Annotated in this window: 17 protein-coding genes, 1 tRNA gene and 1 pseudogene; 12 read left to right on the top strand and 7 right to left on the bottom strand. The window is 72.9% G+C overall.

Annotated features, from left to right (window positions below):
- Nucleotides 1-5: 5 nt before the first annotated feature.
- On the bottom strand, nt 6-620 hold the full coding sequence (locus AC07DU_RS07105; protein ID WP_479110056.1) for a 5-formyltetrahydrofolate cyclo-ligase: 615 nt from the start codon (nt 618-620) through the stop codon (nt 6-8).
- 94 nt (nt 621-714) lie between these two features.
- On the opposite strand from AC07DU_RS07105, the gene galU reads away from it, so the two are divergent.
- The 7 genes from galU (at nt 715) to AC07DU_RS07070 (ending at nt 6,109) form a co-directional block, all read left to right on the top strand.
- The gene (gene galU, locus AC07DU_RS07100; RefSeq protein WP_360891349.1) at nt 715-1,617 is read left to right on the top strand and encodes a UTP--glucose-1-phosphate uridylyltransferase GalU; all 903 of its coding nucleotides are present in this window, start codon (nt 715-717) and stop codon (nt 1,615-1,617) included.
- A gap of 4 nt (nt 1,618-1,621) precedes the next feature.
- Nucleotides 1,622-2,971 (top strand): molybdotransferase-like divisome protein Glp, encoded by a 1,350-nt coding sequence (gene glp, locus AC07DU_RS07095; protein ID WP_360891351.1) that lies wholly within the window; start codon nt 1,622-1,624, stop codon nt 2,969-2,971.
- Nucleotides 2,972-3,044: 73 nt separating this feature from the next.
- Nucleotides 3,045-3,524, top strand: coding sequence for a cyclic pyranopterin monophosphate synthase MoaC (moaC, locus tag AC07DU_RS07090; RefSeq protein WP_360891354.1), 480 nt, complete (start codon nt 3,045-3,047; stop codon nt 3,522-3,524).
- A gap of 32 nt (nt 3,525-3,556) precedes the next feature.
- Complete coding sequence (locus AC07DU_RS07085; protein ID WP_360891627.1) at nt 3,557-4,114, top strand: MogA/MoaB family molybdenum cofactor biosynthesis protein; 558 nt, start codon at nt 3,557-3,559, stop codon at nt 4,112-4,114.
- Nucleotides 4,115-4,131: 17 nt separating this feature from the next.
- Nucleotides 4,132-4,758 carry a GNAT family N-acetyltransferase gene (locus AC07DU_RS07080; RefSeq protein ID WP_360891357.1) on the top strand — a complete coding sequence of 209 codons (627 nt, stop codon included), beginning with the start codon at nt 4,132-4,134 and terminating at the stop codon, nt 4,756-4,758.
- 160 nt (nt 4,759-4,918) lie between these two features.
- On the top strand, nt 4,919-5,956 hold the full coding sequence (gene sepX, locus AC07DU_RS07075) for a divisome protein SepX/GlpR (RefSeq protein ID WP_479110053.1): 1,038 nt from the start codon (nt 4,919-4,921) through the stop codon (nt 5,954-5,956).
- A 79-nt stretch (nt 5,957-6,035) separates the two neighbouring features.
- Nucleotides 6,036-6,109, top strand: a tRNA-Ala gene (locus tag AC07DU_RS07070).
- 92 nt (nt 6,110-6,201) lie between these two features.
- On the opposite strand, the gene AC07DU_RS07065 is transcribed toward AC07DU_RS07070, so the two are convergent.
- The 4 genes from AC07DU_RS07065 to AC07DU_RS07050 all read right to left on the bottom strand — a co-directional run bounded on the left by AC07DU_RS07065 (nt 6,202) and on the right by AC07DU_RS07050 (nt 9,550).
- The gene (locus AC07DU_RS07065) at nt 6,202-6,624 is read right to left on the bottom strand and encodes an acyl-CoA thioesterase (protein WP_361939059.1); all 423 of its coding nucleotides are present in this window, start codon (nt 6,622-6,624) and stop codon (nt 6,202-6,204) included.
- A gap of 53 nt (nt 6,625-6,677) precedes the next feature.
- Complete coding sequence (locus AC07DU_RS07060; protein ID WP_479110051.1) at nt 6,678-7,787, bottom strand: radical SAM protein; 1,110 nt, start codon at nt 7,785-7,787, stop codon at nt 6,678-6,680.
- A 46-nt stretch (nt 7,788-7,833) separates the two neighbouring features.
- On the bottom strand, nt 7,834-8,556 hold the full coding sequence (locus AC07DU_RS07055) for a Phenylacetic acid catabolic protein (RefSeq protein WP_479110049.1): 723 nt from the start codon (nt 8,554-8,556) through the stop codon (nt 7,834-7,836).
- A gap of 109 nt (nt 8,557-8,665) precedes the next feature.
- Complete coding sequence (locus AC07DU_RS07050; protein WP_479110047.1) at nt 8,666-9,550, bottom strand: AraC family transcriptional regulator; 885 nt, start codon at nt 9,548-9,550, stop codon at nt 8,666-8,668.
- A 197-nt stretch (nt 9,551-9,747) separates the two neighbouring features.
- On the opposite strand from AC07DU_RS07050, the gene AC07DU_RS07045 reads away from it, so the two are divergent.
- Nucleotides 9,748-11,100, top strand: coding sequence for a CoA transferase (locus AC07DU_RS07045; RefSeq protein WP_479110045.1), 1,353 nt, complete (start codon nt 9,748-9,750; stop codon nt 11,098-11,100).
- Between the two features lie 78 nt (nt 11,101-11,178).
- Here AC07DU_RS07045 and AC07DU_RS07040 read toward each other — a convergent pair whose 3' ends face one another.
- On the bottom strand, nt 11,179-11,673 hold the full coding sequence (locus tag AC07DU_RS07040) for a GNAT family N-acetyltransferase (protein WP_479110043.1): 495 nt from the start codon (nt 11,671-11,673) through the stop codon (nt 11,179-11,181).
- A gap of 38 nt (nt 11,674-11,711) precedes the next feature.
- Between AC07DU_RS07040 and AC07DU_RS07035 the strand changes: the two genes are divergently transcribed.
- A complete protein-coding gene (locus tag AC07DU_RS07035; RefSeq protein WP_360891380.1) occupies nt 11,712-12,515 on the top strand; it encodes an exodeoxyribonuclease III in 804 nt (267 codons plus the stop codon).
- Here the strand turns inward: AC07DU_RS07035 and AC07DU_RS07030 are convergent.
- Entirely contained in the window at nt 12,497-13,198 is a 702-nt protein-coding gene (locus tag AC07DU_RS07030; protein ID WP_453372867.1) for a MerR family transcriptional regulator, read from the bottom strand. The genes AC07DU_RS07035 and AC07DU_RS07030 overlap by 19 nt on opposite strands.
- Before the next feature lie 164 nt (nt 13,199-13,362).
- Here AC07DU_RS07030 and AC07DU_RS07025 point away from each other — a divergent pair, with 164 nt between their 5' ends.
- From AC07DU_RS07025 to AC07DU_RS07015, 3 genes and pseudogenes are all read left to right on the top strand, one after another.
- Nucleotides 13,363-15,006 carry a flavin-containing monooxygenase gene (locus AC07DU_RS07025; RefSeq protein ID WP_479110423.1) on the top strand — a complete coding sequence of 548 codons (1,644 nt, stop codon included), beginning with the start codon at nt 13,363-13,365 and terminating at the stop codon, nt 15,004-15,006.
- Nucleotides 15,003-15,988, top strand: a pseudogene (locus AC07DU_RS07020) (alpha/beta fold hydrolase). Before AC07DU_RS07025 ends, AC07DU_RS07020 begins: the two are co-directional and overlap by 4 nt.
- A complete protein-coding gene (locus tag AC07DU_RS07015) occupies nt 15,985-16,869 on the top strand; it encodes an SDR family oxidoreductase (RefSeq protein ID WP_361939038.1) in 885 nt (294 codons plus the stop codon). The pseudogene AC07DU_RS07020 and the gene AC07DU_RS07015 overlap by 4 nt, the downstream one beginning before the upstream one ends.
- Nucleotides 16,870-16,918 lie beyond the last annotated feature (49 nt).

Here is a 16,918-nt window from a genome sequence, read left to right as displayed (position 1 = left end):
GGGCGTCACGAGCTGAAGCGGCGCACCCCTGACGGGGTCGCCACCGCCTGCACGGGGTGGTCGTGCGGTTCCTCCGGGACCCGCGCGACCACCTCGTCGTCGTAGAGGAGCACGACCAGCGCGGGATGGGCCCCGGCGCGCTCCAGCCGCTCCAGCACCCGGTCGTAGGAGCCCCCGCCGCGGCCCAGGCGCATGCCGCGCCGGTCCACGGCCAGTCCGGGCAGCAGCACCGCGTCGGCCCCGGTCACCGCGTCGGGGCCGAGCGGCGGGCCGGTCGGCTCCAGCAGGCGCATCTTCCCCGCGTGGGCGGCCTCGGCGAGGCTGCGCGGCCCCTCGTACACCGCCCAGTCGAGGTCGTTGTCGGGCAGCAGCAGGGGGAGCAGTACGCGCTTGCCGGCCGCGCGCAGGGCGTCGAGGAGCTCGCGGGTGCCGGGTTCGGTGCCGACGGAGACGTACGCCGCCACGGTGCGGGCACCGGCCAGTTCGGGCAGTTCGAGGGCCCTGGCGGCGAGTGCGGTGGCCGCCGTACGGCAGGTGTCCGTGGACAAGGCGCGGCGGGCGGCGAGGAGTTCCCGGCGCAGCGCGGCCTTGGCGGAAACGGGGAGCGGGTTCTTGGCCACGGCGGAATCAAATACCCTTGCGAATCGGGACATAAGCGGATCTACGTACTGCGGTCTGGTCGGGCGTTCGTGGGTACCCACTATCGTTCGGGGCATGACTATGTTGCACCCCGTGATCAAGAAGGCCGTGATTCCGGCCGCTGGCCTCGGTACTCGGTTCCTTCCGGCGACCAAGGCGACCCCCAAGGAAATGCTCCCGGTTGTGGACAAGCCGGCCATCCAGTACGTGGTGGAGGAGGCGGTCGCGGCCGGGCTCGACGATGTGCTCATGATCACTGGGCGTAACAAGCGTGCTCTGGAAGACCACTTCGACCGGAACTACGAGCTGGAGTCGGCTCTCATCGCCAAGGGCGACGACGACCGGCTGAAGAAGGTCCAGGAGTCCAGCGACCTCGCCACCATGCACTACGTCCGCCAGGGCGACCCGCGCGGCCTCGGCCACGCCGTGCTGTGCGCCGAGCCGCACGTCGGCCGCGAGCCCTTCGCCGTCCTGCTCGGCGACGACCTCATCGACCCGCGCGACCCGCTGCTGCGTCAGATGGCCGAGATCTACGCCCGCACCGGCGGCACCGTCATCGCCCTCATGGAGGTCGACCCGGCCAGCGTCCACCTCTACGGCTGCGCCGCCGTCGAGCCCACGGACGAGGAGGGCGTGGTCCGCGTCACCGGCCTCGTCGAGAAGCCGGAGCCCGCGGACGCACCCAGCAACTACGCGGTCATCGGGCGCTACGTCCTCAACCCCGCGATCTTCGACATACTGCGGGAGACCGAGCCGGGCCGCGGTGGGGAGATCCAGCTCACCGACGCCCTGCAGAAGCTGGCCGCCGACGAGAGCGTCGGCGGTCCGGTGCACGGCGTGGTCTTCCGGGGCCGCCGCTACGACACCGGGGACCGCGGCGACTACCTGCGGGCCATCGTCCGCCTCGCGTGCGAGCGCGAGGACCTGGGCCCGGAGTTCCGCACCTGGCTTCACCGTTACGTCACGGAGGAGATGTAGCACCTTGAGCAGTTCCGCACCGCAGCATCCACGACCGGCGGGCGGCCACCGTCTGTGGTCCGTGGACGAGCACCTCGCGGACGTCCTCGCGGCCGTCCGGCCGCTGGAGCCGATCGAGCTCCAGCTGCTGGACGCCCAGGGCTGTGTCCTGGTCGAAGACGTCACCGTGCCCGTCGCCCTCCCTCCCTTCGACAACAGCTCGATGGACGGCTACGCCGTCCGCACGGCCGACGTCCAGGGGGCGAGCGAGGAGTTCCCCGCGGTGCTGACGGTCATCGGGGACGTCGCGGCGGGCAGCGGTGAGCTGCCCACCGTCGGCCCCGGCGAGGCCGCCCGGATCATGACCGGCGCCCCGCTGCCACCCGGCGCGGAAGCCGTCGTACCGGTGGAGTGGACCGACGGCGGCACGGGCGGCGGTGCGGCCGCCGGGATGACCCCGGCCAGCGCCGCCCCGGAGCGGGCGGGCGGCGAGGTACGGGTGCACCGCGCCGCTGCACCGCGGGCGCACGTCCGCGCGCGCGGAAGCGACGTACAGGCCGGCGACCTGGCCCTGGCGGCCGGTACGGTCCTGGGCCCGCCGCAGATCGCCCTGCTGGCCGCCATCGGACGCGGCACCGTCCGGGTCCGCCCCCGCCCGCGCGTGGTGGTCCTGTCCACGGGCAGCGAGCTGGTCCAGCCCGGCGAGCCGCTGACCAACGGGACGATCTACGACTCCAACAGCTTCGCGCTGGCGGCGGCCGCGCGGGACGCGGGGGCCATCGCCTACCGGGTCGGGGCCGTCGCGGACGACGCCGAGACCCTGCGCGCCACCATCGAGGACCAGCTGATCCGCGCCGACCTGCTGGTCACCACGGGCGGGGTCAGCGTCGGCGCGTACGACGTGGTCAAGGAGGCGCTGTCCGGCGTCGGCGCGGGCGAGGACGGGGTGGAGGGCGGCGGGATCGACTTCCGCAAGATCGCCATGCAGCCGGGCAAGCCGCAGGGCTTCGGCTCCATCGGCCCCGACCACACCCCGCTGCTGGCGCTGCCCGGCAACCCGGTGTCCTCGTACGTCTCTTTCGAGCTGTTCGTGCGCCCCGCGATCCGCGCCCTCATGGGGCTGCCGGAGTCGCAGGTCCGCCGGCCGAGCGTGCGGGCGGTCCTGCGGGCCGACAAGGCGCTGGGCTCGCCGGCCGGGCGCCGCCAGTTCCTGCGCGGGGCGTACGACGCCGAGAGCGGGACGGTGCGCCCGGTCGGCGGATCGGGCTCCCACCTGATCGCCGCGCTGGCGCACGCCGACTCCTTGATCGTCGTACCGGAGGACGTCACTTCGGTGGAGCCGGGGACCGAGCTGGAAGTGGTCCTGCTCGGCTGAAGCCGGGCCGGTGCGGGTAGCGTGTGTCGCACCACACAGGCCCTTCCGGGGCCCAGAGCGGAGCGGCACAGCAATGAGTACCCACAGCAGGCTGACCCACATCGACGAGGCCGGCGCGGCCCGGATGGTCGACGTCTCCGAGAAGGACGTCACCACCCGGACGGCCCGCGCCAGCGGACGGGTCCTCGTCTCCCCCCGGGTGATCGAGCTGCTGCGCGGCGAGGGCGTGCCCAAGGGCGACGCCCTCGCGACCGCGCGGATCGCCGGGATCATGGGGGCGAAGAAGACCCCCGACCTGATCCCGCTGTGCCATCCGCTGGCCGTCTCAGGCGTGAAGGTCGACCTGTCGGTCGCCGACGACGCCGTCGAGATCCTCGCCACCGTGAAGACGACCGACCGCACGGGCGTCGAGATGGAGGCGCTGACCGCCGTCGCGGTCGCCGGGCTCACCGTGATCGACATGGTGAAGGCGGTCGACAAGGGCGCGGTCATCACGGACGTGCGGGTGGAGGAGAAGACCGGCGGCAAGTCCGGCGACTGGGCGCGGTCGTGAACGCCCCGCGCGGCGGCGAGGTCCACAGCCACCTGCCGGTCCCGGGTGCGCAGGCGGCCGCGACCGGAGCGCCCGTACCCGCTTCCAAGGGCCGGGCCCTGGTCGTCACGGCCTCGAACCGGGCCTCCCAGGGCGTGTACGCCGACAAGGGCGGCCCACTGCTGGCCGAGGCGCTGGAGCAGCTCGGCTTCGCCGTGGACGGCCCCCGGGTGGTCCCCGACGGCGATCCCGTCGAGAAGGCGCTGCGCGAGGGTGTGGCCGCCGGGTACGACGTCATCCTGACCACCGGCGGCACCGGGATCTCGCCCACCGACCGCACCCCGGACGCCACCGCACGGGTGCTCGACTACGAGGTCCCCGGCATCCCGCAGGCCATCCGCGCCGAAGGCCTGGCGAAGGTGCCGACCGCGGCCCTGTCCCGGGGCCTGGCGGGCGTGGCCGGGCACACCCTCATCGTCAACCTGCCGGGCTCCACCGGAGGGGTGCGCGACGGCCTCGCCGTCCTGTCCCGGATCCTGCCGCACGCGGTGGACCAGATCCGGGGCGGAGATCACCCCAGACCGGCGGACACCTCCGGGAGCGCGAGCTGAACAGCCCCACCTGGCCGGTGGTCCTGCGGGACGGCGACGTCACGCTCCGGCCGATAAAGCTGCGGGACCAGAAGGCCTGGCGCGAGGTCAACCGGCGCAACCGCGACTGGCTGCGGCCGTGGGAGGCGACGATCCCGCCGCCCGCGCCGTGGGGGCCGGTGATCCAGCGGCCCACGTACCGGCAGATGGTGCGCCACCTGCGGGCGGAGGCGAGCGCGGGCCGGATGCTGCCGTTCGTCATCGAGTACCGGGGACGGCTGGTGGGCCAGCTGACGGTCGCCGGGATCACCTGGGGCTCCATGTGCGCGGCCCACGTCGGCTACTGGGTGGACCGCGAGGTCGCGGGCCGCGGCGTGATGCCGACGGCGGTCGCCCTGGCGGTGGACCACTGCTTCGGGAAGGTCGGACTGCACCGGATCGAGGTCTGCATCCGCCCCGAGAACGGGCCGAGCCGGCGCGTCGTGGAGAAGCTGGGCCTGCGCGAGGAGGGGCTGCGCCCGCGCTACCTGCACATCGACGGGGCCTGGCGCGACCATCTCGTGTACGCGGTCACGGTGGAGGAGGTGCCGGAGGGGCTGCTGCGCCGCTGGCACCGGGCGCGGCAGTCGCAATCCCCGCAGTCCCCGCCGGGCCCGCCGAAATAACGTAAACGAATATCTGTTCGAATTAATCCGCGGTCTGAACCGATTCGCCCATAACCTGATCCGAAGAATCACAAAAAAAGTCCGTGATATCAGCGAGATCGCGCGACACACCGGCCCAATTGGCCGATCCCCTCGCCCGCACCCCTCTACGGTGTGGGGTGTGAGCAGCAGCGGCCTCATCTACGCAGTCATTGTCGGGGCCTGGGCCGCCTACTTGGTGCCCATGTGGCTCCGGAGGCAGGACGAGCTGAACGAAGCCCGTCCGACGGAACGCTTCTCCACCGCCATTCGGCTGCTTTCCGGCCGGGCGGGAATGGAGCGCCGTTACGCCAAGGGGCTGCGTGAGCGCGGTGACGAGGAGGCGGTGCCCCAGCCCCACGCGGACCCGGACGCCGCGACGGAAACGGTGAATTCCGTGGACGCCGACGCCCGGGCCGTCGTCGTGCCCCCGACCAGGGCGGAGCCGAGACCGGCCACCGCCGAGCGGGAGCAGCGGGCGGAACGGGCCCGGCGCGAACAGCGCCTCCAGGTCCTCGCCCGCCGTCGGCGCACCACCGCGCTCCTCTTCCTGGTCTTCACCCTCGGCGCGGTCGTCGCCGCGGTCGGCGGCCTGCGCTTCCTGTGGGCTCCCGCCGTGCCCGCCCTCCTGCTCAGCGCGTACATCGTGCACCTGCGGGTCCAGGAGCGGCGGCGCTACGAGTTCACGATGGACCGGCGGCGCGCCGAGGCGGCCGCGCGGCAGCTGCGGGAGAACCGCCCGCGCCGCCGGCCCGCCGAAGGCGCGGCCGAAACCGGCGTCGCCGAGCCGGACCCCGCGCCGCCGGTCTCGCCGCAGGAGGCGGGGCGGCGGGCGCTGGTCGAGCAGACCGACCACGCCGAGTGGGTGGACCAGCAGCGCGAGCGCGAACGCGGCCCCGCCCGCGGCGACAGCTGGGAGCCGGTCCCGGTCCCGCTGCCGACGTACGTGACGGCCCCCGTCGCCCCCCGCGCCACCGGCCCCGCGACCCCGGACGCCTGGAGCGCGACCCGCTCCAGCACCGCCGAGCCGACGGAACCCCGCCTGCGCGCCCAGCCCGAGCCCGCCAAGCCGGACCCGAAGCAGCCGACCACCCCGCGCCCCCGCGGCCAGGGCCGTGGCCGCACGCCGCTGTTCGACCAGTACGAGAGCGACGACCGCCCGCGCGCTGCGAACGAGTGATCGCTGACCTGCGCGGACGCTCCCCGGTTACCGGTTTTGGAGCACCCGCGCGGGGATGCTAATGTTTCACACGTCGCAAGGGCCTGTGGCGCAGTCTGGTAGCGCACCTCGTTCGCATCGAGGGGGTCTGGGGTTCAAATCCCCACAGGTCCACAGACGACAGTTCGCGGGTTGCTCCCGGGAACGTCAAGAGATCCCGTCCGGTCGTCAGACCGGACGGGATCTCTGTTTTTGCCGGACGCCCTCTAGAGGCCGAGGACAGCGGGGTGTTCCGCGAGGGCGCGCAGGTGGCCGCCGGGGTCGGGGATCAGGCTGCGGGCGGACAGGTCCAGGAGTCCCAGCGTGCCCGTCACCTCCGCCGCGAGGGTCCCGTCGGCCTTGCGGATGTCCTGGCGGAGCCGGAAGGTCTTGCCCTCTCCCCAGGTGAAGAGACAGAAGACGTCGACCTCCTCCCCGCCCTGGAGCTCCCGCTTGAACTTCAGCGTGCATTCGAGCTGAGCCGGCCCGACCCCGCTCGCCAGCAGTTTGTCCCCGGGCACCCCCGCGGCCCGGAGAACCTCCCACAGGGCGTGCTCGCAGTACTGGAGGTAGACCGCCTGGTTGAGGTGGCCGCGGGTGTCGAGCTCGTACTCGCGCACACCGATACGGACGCTGAACGGCTGGGGCACGTCGGTGGATCCCTTTCTGGTCGAAGTGCTGTCGTGCGGAGCCGGAGACCCGGTCAGGCCGTCCGGTGCGGGCTGTACGGGGACCAGCTCCACTGGCGCCAGTACCCCTCCGAGACACCGAGCCAGGTGCGCAGGGCGTCCGGGCCGTCCAGGAACTCGTGCATGCTCATCAACAGCCAACTGTGCACCGCCTGGCTGTCGCGGCAGTCCCCGCAGTGGCCGGAAGTACAGCAGAACTGCACCGTCTCCAGGTCGGCGCCCCACGCGTTGAACCCCGGCAGCACCGGATTGCCGTTGGCGATCCGCTGCTCGTGCGCCTTGTGGTCGACGCTGATGCTGGGGCAGACGTCGTACCCGAAGCTCTGACCGTGCGAACGGCCCGTGATCAGGGCCTCTATGTAGTACGGGTCGTTGACCACCGCGTCAGGGAACAGCTGTTGCACCCGCAGGGCCTCGTTGAGCAGTCTGCGGCCCTCCGGCTCCCTGAGGGGATGCTCGCCGCCGTACTCGCTGTAGAAGTTGAAGCTGACCAGATTCCCGTTCTCCGCCATCTTGCCGACGGTCTCCTCGATGTAGCCGGAGCCCTGCTCGGTCAGCGCGTAGACGAAAGTGGCCCGCGGGTCACCGCGGTAGTTCTCCAGAGCCGTGTCGATGAGGCCGGAGAACCGCCGGCCGTTGGGGTGGATCGCGCGCAGCTGGTCGTCCAGCGGGCCGCCGCCGAAGACGGACACCGCTATCGCCACCTCCTCGAAGCCCTCCATCGGCAGCGCGAGCAGACCGTTGGTGGAGATGGTGACGAAGTCCAGCAGGTCGACGAACGGCCGGATCCGGTCGGGGACGAGCGTCGGCTCCCCGCCGATCAGCAGGGCCGAGGTGACCCCGCCGGCCTTGATGCGCTCCACGAACGCCCGGACCTTCGTCAGATCGCGCTCGTCGCGCACCGCCGAGTCGAAGTCGTGGGCGAAGAACCAGCACCCGTCGCACCGGATGTTGCAGGCACCGGTCAGGTGCACCTCCGTGTTGCGGACCTTGCGGCTGAACGAGCGCAACGCGTCGAGCCGCACGCCGAGTTCCGGCTCCTGGCGGACGATGTCGGCGACCCGCTCGCGGATCTCCTCCCGCGAGCGGGGCCGACGGGTGAGGTTGAGCGGTACGGATGACATGGGCGGGCTCCTCTGCCAACAGGTGTTCCGGGCCGGCCGTGCGGGGTCATGACGGGACGGTCAGGCCGAGCTTGCGCACCTTCGCGCCGCCGCGGACCTCCCAGTCATGCCGGGCCTCGGCGTTCGTGCGCGTGCGCAGGCCCCAGCGGACCGCGATCTCCGCCTTCTTGGCCTCGGGGTTGCCGAACACCGCGAGCGAATGCGGCCACAGCCGGTCCACGGCGGCCTGCACCTGCTTCTTGCCGTCCGGGTCCTTCACCAGGCCGCGGACGATCCGCGCGCCGTGCGCGATGTGGACCCGCTCGTCCTGGATCACGGTCCGGAAGGAATCGGCCCAGGGGCGGTAGCTGCTGACGGACATCTCCTTGAGCAGCTCCATGACGGCGTCCTCGATGAGCCAGGACACGACACCGCGCTCGGCCCACGTGGTGCTGTTGTGGAAGTCCGCGGACAGGAAGAGCTTGCGCCGCTCCTCCAGGGACTGGGTCCCCATGTACGTGGTGTCCACCCCCAGGTCCGCGAGGACCGCGCTGGCGACCTTGAAGTGGTTGAACTCCTCGGCGGCCCGTTCGCAGCAGACCTGGCGCTCCTCCGCGTTCGGCGCGAGCGGGTAGAACACCCGGATGTAGTCGTCGGCGCCGGACAGCTCGCCCTCGGTGTGGATGAGCATCTGGCGTTTGGCCATGTCCTGGTATTCGTCGGGCATGTCGAGGAACTCGGCGGGAGTCCGCACTACGGTCACTTCGTCGTCCAGCGGCACCTTGGTCACCTTTTCTCTGGTCAGGCGAGGTCTCAGGGCGGCATCACCCTGACACGGGCGCTGTGGGGTGTCTTGTAGAAACCGGCCCTGACGCCCGGCGGCCGGCGGGCGCCCCGGATCAGCCGGTGAGCGCGACGCCGGTGGGCTCCCCGGGTATCCGGTCCAGCGGCTGGGGCCCGGCGGCTCCCGATCTACGGCGGACCAGGAAATCGGCCGGGGTCAGACTGGTCATCGCCTTGAACTCGTGGTGGAAGTGGGCCTGGTCGTGGAATCCGCAGGCCGAAGCCGTCGCGGCGGCCGACTGCCCGCCGGTGAGCATGCGCAGGGCGGAACGCAGCCGGGCCACCCGCGCGGCCGGTTTCGGCGAGAGGCCGATCTGCTCCTCGAAGCGCCGCCTCAGCTGCCGTTCGCTCCAGCCGACCTGCGCGGCCAGCACGCCGAGGTCCGGCGGCCGCGGCCCGGCGGACAGCAGCTGCCAGGCCCGCGCCACCTGCGGGGCGGCCGGGGGCCCTTTCTCCAGGGCGTGGATCAGGACCGAGTCCAGGAGGCCGAAGCGGCCGGCCCAGCCCGGGACGGAGGCGAGCACGGCGGGAAGGGTCCGGCCCCGGACGCCGAGTACGTCCTCCAGCGCGACGACGGTGTTGGCCAGGTCGTGCATGCCCGTCCCGAGGAGGGTGAAGGCGGTCCACGGCGCGAGCATGATCTGGAGACCGCTGACGGGACCGTCGTGCTCGACGAGCACCGCGTGCGTGTGCAGACCGGACACCAGGGAGACGTGGGAGGCGGCCGGACGCGGCGGGTCGCCGCGCAGGTCCGTGACCGTGGCCGGGCCGCCGAATCCGGCGACCAGGGTCACCATTCCGTCGGGGAGCTCCAGACGCCGGTGCACTCCGGCCGGATCCAGTCGAAAGCCCCGGTAACCGCAGACCCCCGGGCGTAAGCGCGGGTGCGGCAGGGTCCAGGCGAACTCCCAGGTTCCGGACGGGCAGGACCAGACCCTCATGGCAGCTCCTCGTCGTGGCATGACCGGCAGGGCCACGGCGGTCCCGATGGTCGCTTTTGGCAACGTAAGGCGCCGAACCGGTCAGGCGTGAGACCAAGGATCGTCAGTTCTGCCCTTTTTGAGACGGGCTGTATGACGCACCCGGACGGGGTGGGGGCTCAGCCGCAGGACCCGTTCGCCTCGGGAATGATGAGCACATGGTGATCACTGGTGAGCGGGACGCCGGCACGGTCCAGGCCTGGGAGGCGCTCGGCGGGGCGCCGGACGCGGTCGGGCGGGTGCGGTACCGGGGAGTCGGGAACCTCGCGGACGGGCCCTTGCCGGTACGCGAGTTGGCGCGGGCGACCGTCGGGGCGTGCGCGCTGGCCGCGGCGGAGCTGGCCGCGGTACGGGCCGGGGGCGGGGTGGACGACGTAGCGCCGCTCGTGGTGGACGAGGGGGCGGTGGCGACCGCGTTCGTCAGCGAGCGGCACTTGCGGGTGGCGGGGCGGACCCCGGTGACCTTCGCGCCGCTGTCCGGTTTCTGGCGGGCGGCCGACGGATGGGTGCGGACCCACGCCAACTACCCCCACCACGAGGCGGCGTTGGTACGGGCGCTGGCGCTGCCGTCCGCGACGCCGGACGCGGTGCGCGCCGCGGTGGCGGGACGGACGGCCGTCGAGGTGCAGGAGCTCGTGTACGGGGCGGGCGGACTCGCCGTCGCCGTGACGGGCGAGTACGGGGAACCGCAGCCGCTGGTGGAGGCCGTGCGGGAATCCGGTGCGCGGGGGCGGCCCCTCGGGGCGGCCCCGGCCGGGCGGCCCGCGGCCAGGGTGCGGGTCCTGGACCTGACCCGGGTCATCGCCGGGCCCGTCGCGACGCGGACGCTCGGAGTGCTGGGGGCGGACGTGCTGCGGATCGACCCGCCGGCGCTGCCAGAGGCGGACGACGCGTACGCGGACACCGGCTTCGGGAAGCGGTCGGCGCGGCTCGACCTGGCGGTGGCGGGGGACCGGGCGGTCTTCGAGGAGCTGCTGGCCGGGGCCGACGTGGTGGTGACGGGGTACCGGCCGGGAGCGCTGGAGCGGTACGGGCTCGGGGCGAGGGAACTGCTGGAGCGGTGGCCTGGACTGGTGGTGGCCGAGCTGTGCGCCTGGGGGTGGCGGGAGTGGGGGCCGTGGGCGGGGCGGCGGGGGTTCGACTCGCTGGTACAGGCGGGCTACGGGATCGCTGCGCGCTGCGCGGGGGCGGACGGTGTGCCCGGGGTGCTGCCGGCGCAGGCGCTGGACCACGGGACGGGGTACCTGGTGGCGGCGGGCGTGCTGAGGGCGCTGGCGCAGGGGGGTGGGCGCGGGCTGCGGTTCTCCCTCGCCGGGACGGGGTCGTGGCTGGTGCGGGACCTGTCCCCGGCCGGGGCGGCGCAGCCCGGTCGCGGATACGCGGCGGGGCCGTTCCTCCGGGAGGCTCCGTCGGGGTACGGGGTGCTGCGGCACGCCGCCAGTCCCTTCGGGGAGTGGGCGGTGGGGCCGTCGCGGTGGGGCACGGACCGAGCCGTCTGGCTCCCGCGCTAAGGCTGCCGCGGACCGGCTGCCGGGGCTCCGCGCCTCAAACCGGCGGGGCTGGGGGTGCGGCGGGGCTGGAGGGGCCGGTCAGCCGGTCAGCTGCTTCACCATGCAGCGGCTGGAGTCGTGGAAGCGGTAGTAGCCGAACTTGGCGGAGTGGGTGTAGCCGCAGGAGAGGTAGAGGGCGATCGCCTCCGGCTGCCGGTCGCCCGTTTCGAGGACCATGCGCCGGCGGCCCGCCGCGCGGGCGTCCGCTTCCAGGGCGGTCAGGATCCGGCGGGCCAGACCCAGGCCGCGGGCTTCCGGGACGACGTACATGCGCTTGAGCTCGGCGTCGCCGTCCGAGTAGCCCTCGTCGTTCTCGTCCTGCCTGCGCCAGCCACCGCTCGCGACCGGGGCGTCCGTGGCGTCGTACGCCAGGAGGTACAGGCCCTGCGGCGGGGCGAACATCGCCGGGTCCAGGAAGGTGGCGTCGCCCTCGCCCTCGTACCGCTCCTGGTATTCGAGCTGGACCTGGTCGTTGAGCTTGACCGCGTCCGGGTGGTCGTACGGAACGGTGCGCAGCTGTATGCGGTGAGACATCCGAACATGGTACGGAACCGTCCCGCTATGGTGCTGGGATGCTCACCGTGACCTCCGTGAATGTGAATGGGATCCGCGCCGCCGCCAAGAAGGGCTTCGGGGCGTGGCTCGAGGGATCCGACGCCGATGTGGTCTGCCTTCAGGAGGTACGGGCCGAGGAGGGGCAGATCCCGCAGGACGTGCGCAGCCCGGAGGGGTGGCACACCGTGTTCGCGCCGGCGGCCGCCAAGGGCCGGGCCGGAGTCGCGCTGTACACGCGCCGCGCGCCCGAGCGGGTGCAGGTCGGCTTCGGGAGCGAGGAGTTCGACACCAGCGGGCGGTACCTGGAGGTCGATCTGCCCGGTGTGACCGTGGCCAGCCTCTACCTGCCCTCCGGGGAGGCCGGGACCGAGCGCCAGGACGAGAAGTACCGGTTCATGGCCGAGTTCCTGATGTACCTGCGGGAGCTGAAGGTGCGGGCGGCCGCCGGCGGGCGGGAGGTCGTCGTGTGCGGTGACTGGAACATCTGCCACCGGGAAGCCGACCTCAAGAACTGGAAGACGAACCGCAAGAACGCCGGCTTCCTCCCCGAGGAGCGGGAGTGGCTGGGGAAGGTGTACGCCGAGGCCGGGTACGTGGACGTCGTGCGCGAGCTGCACCCGGACACCGAGGGGCCGTACTCCTGGTGGTCCTACCGCGGGCGGGCCTTCGACAACGACGCCGGCTGGCGCATCGACCTCCAGGTGGCGACCCCGGGCCTGGCCGCGAGGGCGGTCAAGGGCTTCGTGGAGAGGGCCGAGACGCACCCCGAGCGCTGGTCGGACCACGCGCCCGTGACCGTGGTCTACGAACTGGGCGCTTGATCCGAGGCCGGTGTCCGGGCCCCGGCCGCCAGGCGGTCCATCGCCATCGTCAGTTCCGCCTCGACCACGCTCTTGGCCAGCGGACGCAGGCGCGGCAGGGTCTCGGGCGGCAGGTGCGTGGCGATCAGCTCGGTGAACAGGAGCGCCATCGCGTCGGCGTGCTCGCGCACGCGCCGGCCCGCCTCCAGCACCGCTGACAGCGGGACGCCCTCGCGGACCAGGGCCGAGGAGGCGTCCAGCAGGCGCCGGCTGACGTGCACGATCGTGTCCCCGTCGACGGCCAGGTAGCCCAGACCCAGGGAGGCCGCCAGGTTCTCCGGGGTGACCTCGCCCTCGAAGTAGTCGGCCAGTGCCTCCGGGGTGAGCCGGACCGGGGTCTCCTCCGACCCGGCCATGCCGAGGAGTTCGCCGAGCTGGCCGACGTCGCGGCCGGACTCGAAGGCGGCGGTCAGCTCGGCGATGCCGCCGAGGGTGTGGCCGCGCTCCAGCAGGGCGGCGATGGTGCGCAGCCGGGCCAGGTGGTGGTCGTCGTACCAGGCGATCCGGCCCTCGCGGCGCGGCGGCGGGAGCAGTTTGCGCTCACGGTAGAAGCGCAGGGTGCGGACCGGGATGCCGGCCGCCTCGGCCAGCTCCTCCGTGCGGTACTCGCGCACCGTCTTCGCTCGCGTCTCTTCCTTCGCCACAGACGCACCTTATGGCGTACCAGCGGTAACTTTCCGGGTGTGACCCCTACCCATGAGTACGGAGCTGCTCTACCCTCCCGATTGTGCCAGTGATTGCTGGCAGTGTTTCGATTGTGTGCGGCGTTGCGTGGCTGGGACTGCGGATGAAGCGGAAGGCGGCGGACATGGGCGGCACGGGCACGGGCGGCAGGGGCGGCACGGGCGGACGTGAGCACGTGCGGGTGGCGGTGATCGGGTCCGGATTCAGCGGACTGGGCGCCGCGGTACGGCTGCGGCGCGAGGGGATCACCGACTTCGTCGTCCTGGAGCGCGGCGACGCGGTCGGCGGGACCTGGCGCGACAACAGTTATCCGGGGTGCGCCTGCGACGTGCCCTCGCACCTTTACTCCTTCTCCTTCGCGCCCCATCCGGACTGGCCCCGGACCTTCTCCGGGCAGCCGGCCATCCGTGCCTACCTGGAGCACGTCGCCGACACCTTCGGCCTGCGGCCCCACATCCGGCTCGCATCCGAGGTCCGGATGATGCGCTGGGACGCCGACGAGCTGCACTGGGAGATCGAGACCGCGCGGGGCGAGCTGACGGCCGACGTGGTGGTCTCGGCGACCGGTCCGCTGTCCGAGCCCAAGACGCCCGAGATCCCGGGGCTCGCCCAGTTCCCCGGCAAGGTCTTCCACTCCGCGCGCTGGGACCACGACTACGACCTCACCGGCAAGCGCGTCGCCGTGGTCGGTACGGGCGCCTCCGCCATCCAGATCGTGCCCGCCATCGCCCCGGACTTGCAGCGCCTGACGCTGTTCCAGCGGACCCCGCCGTGGGTCATGCCGCGCACCGACCGGGCCATCACCGCCGTGGAGCGCTGGCTGCACCGCCAGCTGCCCTTCACGCAGGCGGCGCGCCGCGGCCTGCAGTGGGGGATCCGCGACCTCCAGGTCAGCGCCTTCACCAAGCGGCCGAACCAGCTCGGGCTGGTCGAAGCGCTCGCCAAGGCCAACATGGCCCGCTCGATCAAGGACCCGGCGCTGCGCGCCAAGCTGACGCCCTCCTACCGGATCGGCTGCAAGCGGATCCTGCTCTCCAGCACGTACTACCCGGCCCTGGCCCGGCCCAACGTGGACCTGGTCGCCTCCGGGCTGAAGGAGATCCGGGGCTCGGTCCTGGTCGCCGCCGACGGGACGTGCACCGAGGTCGACGCGATCATCTTCGGCACCGGCTTCCACGTGACGGAGCTGCCGATCGCCGAGCGGGTGGTCGGCGCGGAGGGCAAGACCCTGGCCGCCCAGTGGAAGGACGGGATGGCCTCGCTGCGCGGAGCGAGCGCGGCCGGCTTCCCCAACTGGATGACGATCATCGGTCCGAACACCGGGCTCGGGAACAGCTCGATGATCCTGATGATCGAGTCGCAGCTCAACTACATGGCCGACTACCTGCGCCAGCTCGCCGTCCTCGGCGGCAGCAGCCTGGGCGGCAAGGTCGCGCTGTCCGCGCGCCCCCCCGCCGTCAACAAGTGGAACCGGCACGTGCAGGACCGGATGAAGCGGACGGTGTGGAGCACCGGCGGCTGCACCAGCTGGTACCTGGACGCGCAGGGCCGCAACACGACGGTCTGGCCGGGCACGACGGGCGAGTTCCGCCGCGAGACCCGGACCGTGGACCTCGCCGAGTACGAGGTCGTACGGGTGCGCGGCCGGGAGCGCGAGCGGGTCCCCGTACCCGCGGGGCCCGAGGCGGCGCCGCAGCCGGACGCCCCGGCCCCGGACCACCCGGCCGCGGGCGGCGGGGCCGCCGAGCTCGCGGAGGGCGCCGCGTGAGCCGGCTGACGCACGTCACCTCCGGGCCGTTCGCGCCGCCCGCCGCGCGGCGCGAGCTCGTCGCCGTCTCGGCCGACGGGGCCCGCGGCGCGAGCTCGTCGCCGTCTCGGCCGACGGGGCCCGGCTGCACGTGGAGGTGCACGGGGAGGAAGGGGCGCCGGCCGTGGTGCTCGCGCACGGCTGGACCTGTTCCACCGCGTTCTGGGCCGCGCAGATACGGGAGCTGGCCACGGACCACCGGGTCATCGCCTACGACCAGCGCGGGCACGGCCGCAGCCCCGCCGCCGCGGCGCACAGCACCACCGCCCTGGCGGACGACCTCGTGGCGGTGCTCGGCGCCGCTCTCGCCCCCGGGGAGCGCGCGGTCGTCGCCGGGCACTCCATGGGCGGCATGACGATCATGGCGGCCGCGGGCCGGCCGGAGTTCGCCGAGCACGTCGCGGCCGCGCTGCTGTGCAGCACCGGCAGCTCCCGGCTGATCGCGGAGGCGCGGGTGGTGCCGCTGGCCGCCGGGCGGGTACGCGCCCTCATCACCGGCGCGGTCCTCGGATCCCGCGCCCCGCTCGGGCCGGTCACGCCCATGGCCCGCAAGGTCCTCAAGTACGCCACCATGGCCCCCGGTTCCGCGCCCGACCGGGTCGAGGCGTGCGCCCGTATCGTCCACGCGTGCCCCACCGCGGTACGCCACGCCTGGTCCCAGGTCCTGGCGGGGCTGGACCTCGACGCGGGAGTGGCCCGGCTCGCCGTGCCGACCGCCGTCGTCGCGGGCACCGCCGACCGGCTCACGCCCCTCGTGCACGCGCGCCGGCTGGCCGCCGATCTGCCGGACTGCGTGGGCCTCACCGAGCTCACCGGCATGGGGCACATGACCCCGATCGAGGCCCCGGAGGCCGTCAGCACCGTCATACGGGGCCTCGTCCGGTCCGTGAACGACGCGAACGACACGAACGACGCGAACGACACGAAGGAGACGACGCGATGAGTCCGCGCAGGAGTCTGGAAGGCCAGGTCGCCGTCGTCACGGGCGCCGCACGCGGGGTCGGTGAGCTGCTCGCGCGCAAGCTCTCGGCCCGCGGCGCGAAGGTCGCCCTCGTCGGTCTGGAGCCGGCGGCGCTCAAGGAGGTCTCCGAGCGGCTGCACACCGACAGCGACCACTGGTACGCCGACGTCACCGACCACGAGGCCATGGCCCGCGTCGCGCGGGAGGTCAAGCAGCGCTTCGGGAAGGTCGACATCGTGGTCGCCAACGCGGGCGTGGCCGCCGGCGGCCCGTTCGCCGAGTCGGACCCCGACGCATGGCGCCGGGTGATCGAGGTCAACCTCATCGGCGGCGCCGTCACCGCCCGGGCGTTCCTGCCCGTACTCATGGAGAGCCGCGGCTACTTCCTGCAGATCGCCTCGCTCGCCGCGCTCACCCCGGCGCCCATGATGACCGCCTACTGCGCCTCCAAGTCCGGCGTCGAGGCCTTCGCCCACTGCCTGCGCGCCGAGGTCGGCTACAAGGGCGTCAAGGTCGGCGTCGGCTACCTCTCCTGGACCGACACCGACATGGTGCGCGGCGCCGACGAGAACGACGTCATGCGGGAGCTGCGCCAGCGCCTGCCGTGGCCGTCCAACCGCACGTACCCGCTCGGGCCCGCGGTCGACCGCATCGTCGCGGGCATCGAGCGGCGCTCGCCGCACGTGTACGCGCAGTGGTGGCTGCGCGGGATGCAGGGGATGCGCGGCTACCTGCCCGGGATGATCGCGGTGGCCGGGCAGCGGGAGATGAAGCGGTTCGAGCCACGACTGGGCAGCGTGTCCAAGGGGCTTGTGGGGGCCGGCGGAGCTGCCGACGAACAGGAGCGCGCGCAGCACCGCTGATCGAAATGCGAGCTTTGTCCGCCCGTGCAACCCTGGTCGAGCCCCACCA

Source organism: Streptomyces sp. NPDC045695, from assembly GCF_056432025.1.
The sequence above is the reverse complement of the archived record's forward strand: the minus strand, read 5'-3'. Positions and strand labels throughout refer to the sequence as shown.